This window comes from Streptomyces sp. GC420, assembly GCF_009916105.1.
Taxonomy (GTDB): Bacteria; Actinomycetota; Actinomycetes; order Streptomycetales; family Streptomycetaceae; genus Streptomyces.
On record NZ_JAAAXQ010000562.1, the window covers coordinates 1 to 3,599 of the forward strand.

Consider the following 3,599-nt stretch of genomic DNA (forward strand, 5'->3'; position numbering starts at 1 on the left):
GGGTCAGGCGGGGCCGAAGTCCGCGTCGAGGGTCACGTGCTGCGGTACCTCGGGGAGCACGGCGAGCGTGTGCCGGAACTCGACCGTGCCGTCGCCCGATTCGGCGGTCCGCTCGAAACCGAGCGACGGGTAGAAGCCGGCCACCTTGTGGTTCTTGGCGGTGGGCCGGTAGCTCGCGCGTACCTCGGCCGTTCCCGTGTCCCTGGCGTGCTCCAGCAGCGCGGCGATCGTCGCCTGCTCGATGCCGCGGGCGAAGACACGGCAGCTGAGCAGCATGTTGTCGATGCGCAGGGCCCCGTCCTCCCGGTACGCGAAGAGGGCGCCGACGACCCCGTTGTCGCCGAAGCGGTCGCGGGAGCGGACGGCCAGCACCAGGTGGCCGGGGGAGTCGAGCCGTTCCCGGACGTCGGGCTGCTGGAGCCGGCGGGTGGTGAGGTTGAACTGGTTGGTGCGCAGGGTGATCTGGGCGACCCGGGCCACCTCGTGGCCGCGTACCGGTGTGACCTCGACGGTCACGCCGAGGGCACTCAGGTACTCCTCCATCGAGCCGGTGGCCTCCTGGAGGTCCTGCCGTTCGGCCTCCTGGCGGTACTGCCCCGCCCGGGCCCGGTCCTCGGTGGTCAGCTCCCGTACGTCGAACCAGCCGTCGGAGAGCAGCCGGTCGACGTGCAGGGCCGGTTCCTCGTCGAGCGCGATCACGGCGACCTCGGGGAGCGAGGAGGCGACCAGGCCGCGTTCGAAGGGAGAGTCGTCGGCGAAGACGAAGCTGTCGGTGCCGAGGTTGAGGCGGGCGGCGATGTCCCTGATGTTGCCGTCCTTGGGCTCCCAGTCGGCGCTGATCCGTACGAAGTCGGCTTCGCGGAGTGCCATGTCGGGGTGGTCGCGGAGCACGTCGAGCACCGGCTCGCGGTCGTTCTTGCTGCACACCGCGAGCAGCACGCCCTGGCCGCCGATCTGCTTGACCACCCGCTGGAACCGGCCGAAGGCCTCGCCGCGGTAGGTGGTGGCGGCGGCGATGCCGTCGGCCCCGTCGTCGCCGAGGATGCCGTCCCAGAGCGTGTTGTCGAGGTCGACGACCAGGACCTTCCTGGCCCGGCCGCGCAGTGCCCGCAGCAGGTGACCCGCCTCGCGCGCGTACCGGGCGAGCACCTCCTCCCCCAGGTGCACCTTGGCGTAGGCGGCGAGCCGGGGGTCGCGGACCGGTCCGCCCTCGGCGATCAGCGGCTCCAGGTCGACGACGTGCAGCCGCGGGTGCGCGGCGGCGAGCCGCAGCAGCCCGGTGTTGAACTCGCGCCAGGCGATGGAGAGTTCGGTGCGGGACCGGTGGTCGACCAGCTGGTGGGTGTGGGCGCGCAGCAGCGGCACGGTGTTGAGCACCAGGGTTCCGGTGCCGTGCTCGTCGTAGTGGGCGGCGAGCCGGTCGAGGAGCTCCAGTTTGGCGGCGGCGGTCCTGGCGACGTCCTTGGGACCCCAGGGCAGGGGCAGTTCGTCGAAGACCACCTGGGCGTCGAGGAGGCAGAGGGTGAGTTCGGTGCCGGGCGCGTAGACGTCGCCGGCGGTGTCCCGCAGGTCGCGCTGCCACGAGTCGTAGTCGCCGGTGCGTACGCGCAGCGGGATGCCGTGGCGGGCCAGTTCCGCGGTGAGCGGTGCCGTCAGCCCGTCGAGTGTGCCGTGTCCGGTGACGGTGACGGTGGCGGGCACCACGCCGGGATGCCGCTGTGCGACGTCCTCGGGCGCGACCTTGGCGAGTAGCCGCCCGGCGCGCGCGAGCTGGGTGAACGCGTCGTCGGACTGGGCGAGTTCGGCGAGGAGTCCGGACACCGCCGGGTACTCGTCGGCGAGCCTCTTCTCGCCGTACAGGGCGCGCAGCCGGTCCAGGGGGCCGGCGGGCACGGTGCGACCCGGGTCGGACGTCTTCACTGCTGTGCTCACGGTCTGTTCGCCTCTCTGCCTGGGCGGGCGGGCTGTCCGGAGCTTCCGTCCCGGCCCTAAAGACGGGCTTGCGCCCGGGCCCGGGCCCTCGTGCGCACGGTGCCCGCAAGGGGTCCTTTAGGCGAGGTGCGGACCATCGGCGGACGATGACCTCTTCCGAAAGGCAGCAGTGACGATGACAACTGAGCTGACCGCAGAGGTGTGCGTGGTCGGGGGAGGCCCGGCGGGGCTCACGCTGGCCGTGGAACTCGCCAAGCGTTCGGTCTCCGTCGTGGTCCTGGAGCAGAGCGGTCACTTCGACCGGTCGTTCCGGGGCGAGTCGGTCTCCCCCGACTCGGTGTGGCTGCTCGACCGGCTGGGCGTGCTGGGCCGACTGGAGGGCGCCTACCAGCAGATGCACCGCATGGAGATCGTCGACTCCGGCAGCACGGTGCTGCGAGCCGACTTCCGGCGCTTCCCGTACCCGCACCCCTACCCGGTGGAGATGCCCCAGCCCGCCCTGCTGTCGGCCCTGGCCGGGCTCGGTCAGGAGGAGTACCCGGAGCATTTCACGCTGGTGCGCCGGGCGACGGTGAACCGCCTGGTGCGCGCCGGGGGCGACAGCGGTGCCGTCACGGGCGTGACGGCGCGCACCCCGGAGGGCGAGATCACGGTGCGCGCGGCGCTCACGGTGGCGGCGGACGGCCGGTTCAGCAAGGTCCGCGAGATGTCGGGCCTGCCGTACACCAAGCTGCCGCTCGACCGTGACGTGGTGTGGCTGAAGCTGCCGTTCCCGCCGGAGTGGGACGACCGTACGTACCGCATCCGGATCCGCGGCGACCAGCACGGGCTGTTCATCCCGACGTACCCGGACAGTGTGCGCGTCGGTTTCAACATTCCCAAGGGCGGGCTGAAGGAGCTGCGGGCCCAGGGGCTGCCCGCGCTGTACGAGCGGCTGGACCAGCTCGCCCCCGAGTTGTCCGGGTCGGTGCGCAGCGAGATCCGCTCCTGGTCCGACACCTCGATGCTGGACATCTTCACCGCGTTGGTGCCGCGCTGGTCCATGCCGGGTCTGATCCTGATCGGCGACGCGGCGCACACGCTGACGCCGATCCTGGGGCAGGGCGTCAACCACGCGATCATCGACGCGGTCACGCTGGCCCCGCTGGTGCGCGACGCCTTCGACGAGGGCGGGGACGAGGCGGCACTGTCGCGGGCCGGCGAGGAGTTCCAGCGGTCGCGTGAGGAGTCGGTCGGCAAGTCGCGCGGTCTGCAGCTGCGGCAGGAGCGGCTGTTCGCGCTGCACGGGGCCGGCGGGGTGTTCCGCCGTTCGCTGTACCGGGTCGTCGACCAGAGCCAGAAGCTGAAGGAGCGGGTGCTGGGGGGCGCGTACTTCCAGTTGCAGAAGCCCGGGCCGCACGTCGTGAAGGCGCAGCCCCCCGCCACGCGTGTGTGACGGGTGTGTCCGGGGACCGGTGAGGGTCGGCGGACGGCGCGAGGGCCCCGGCCCGTACGGGAACGTACGGGCCGGGGCCCTCGTGTTCTGTACGCCAGGTGGGGCCGGCCGGGGTGTGCCGGAGGCCGCCGGGCAGCGGCCGACGAGGCACGGGGCGAGCCGGGCGCGTGGCCGGCCGCGCGGGTGCCGCGTGGCCGTCACCGGGTGACGGCCACGCGGCACCGAGCGGGGA

2 protein-coding genes are annotated in these 3,599 nt (G+C 72.5%); one reads left to right on the forward strand and one right to left on the reverse strand.

From position 1 onward, the window contains the following. Window positions 1-3: 3 nt before the first annotated feature. Complete coding sequence (locus GUY61_RS36125; RefSeq protein ID WP_166634530.1) at window positions 4-1,932, reverse strand: HAD family hydrolase; 1,929 nt, start codon at window positions 1,930-1,932, stop codon at window positions 4-6. A 175-nt stretch (window positions 1,933-2,107) separates the two neighbouring features. On the opposite strand from GUY61_RS36125, the gene GUY61_RS36130 reads away from it, so the two are divergent. Further along, window positions 2,108-3,367 carry an FAD-dependent oxidoreductase gene (locus GUY61_RS36130; RefSeq protein ID WP_208106880.1) on the forward strand — a complete coding sequence of 420 codons (1,260 nt, stop codon included), beginning with the start codon at window positions 2,108-2,110 and terminating at the stop codon, window positions 3,365-3,367. Window positions 3,368-3,599: the final 232 nt, after the last annotated feature.

What these genes read in the sequence shown, in the direction of transcription:
- GUY61_RS36130 (WP_208106880.1), top strand. Translation starts at nt 2,108, where the DNA reads ATGACAACTGAGCTGACCGCAGAGGTGTGCGTGGTCGGGGGAGGCCCG.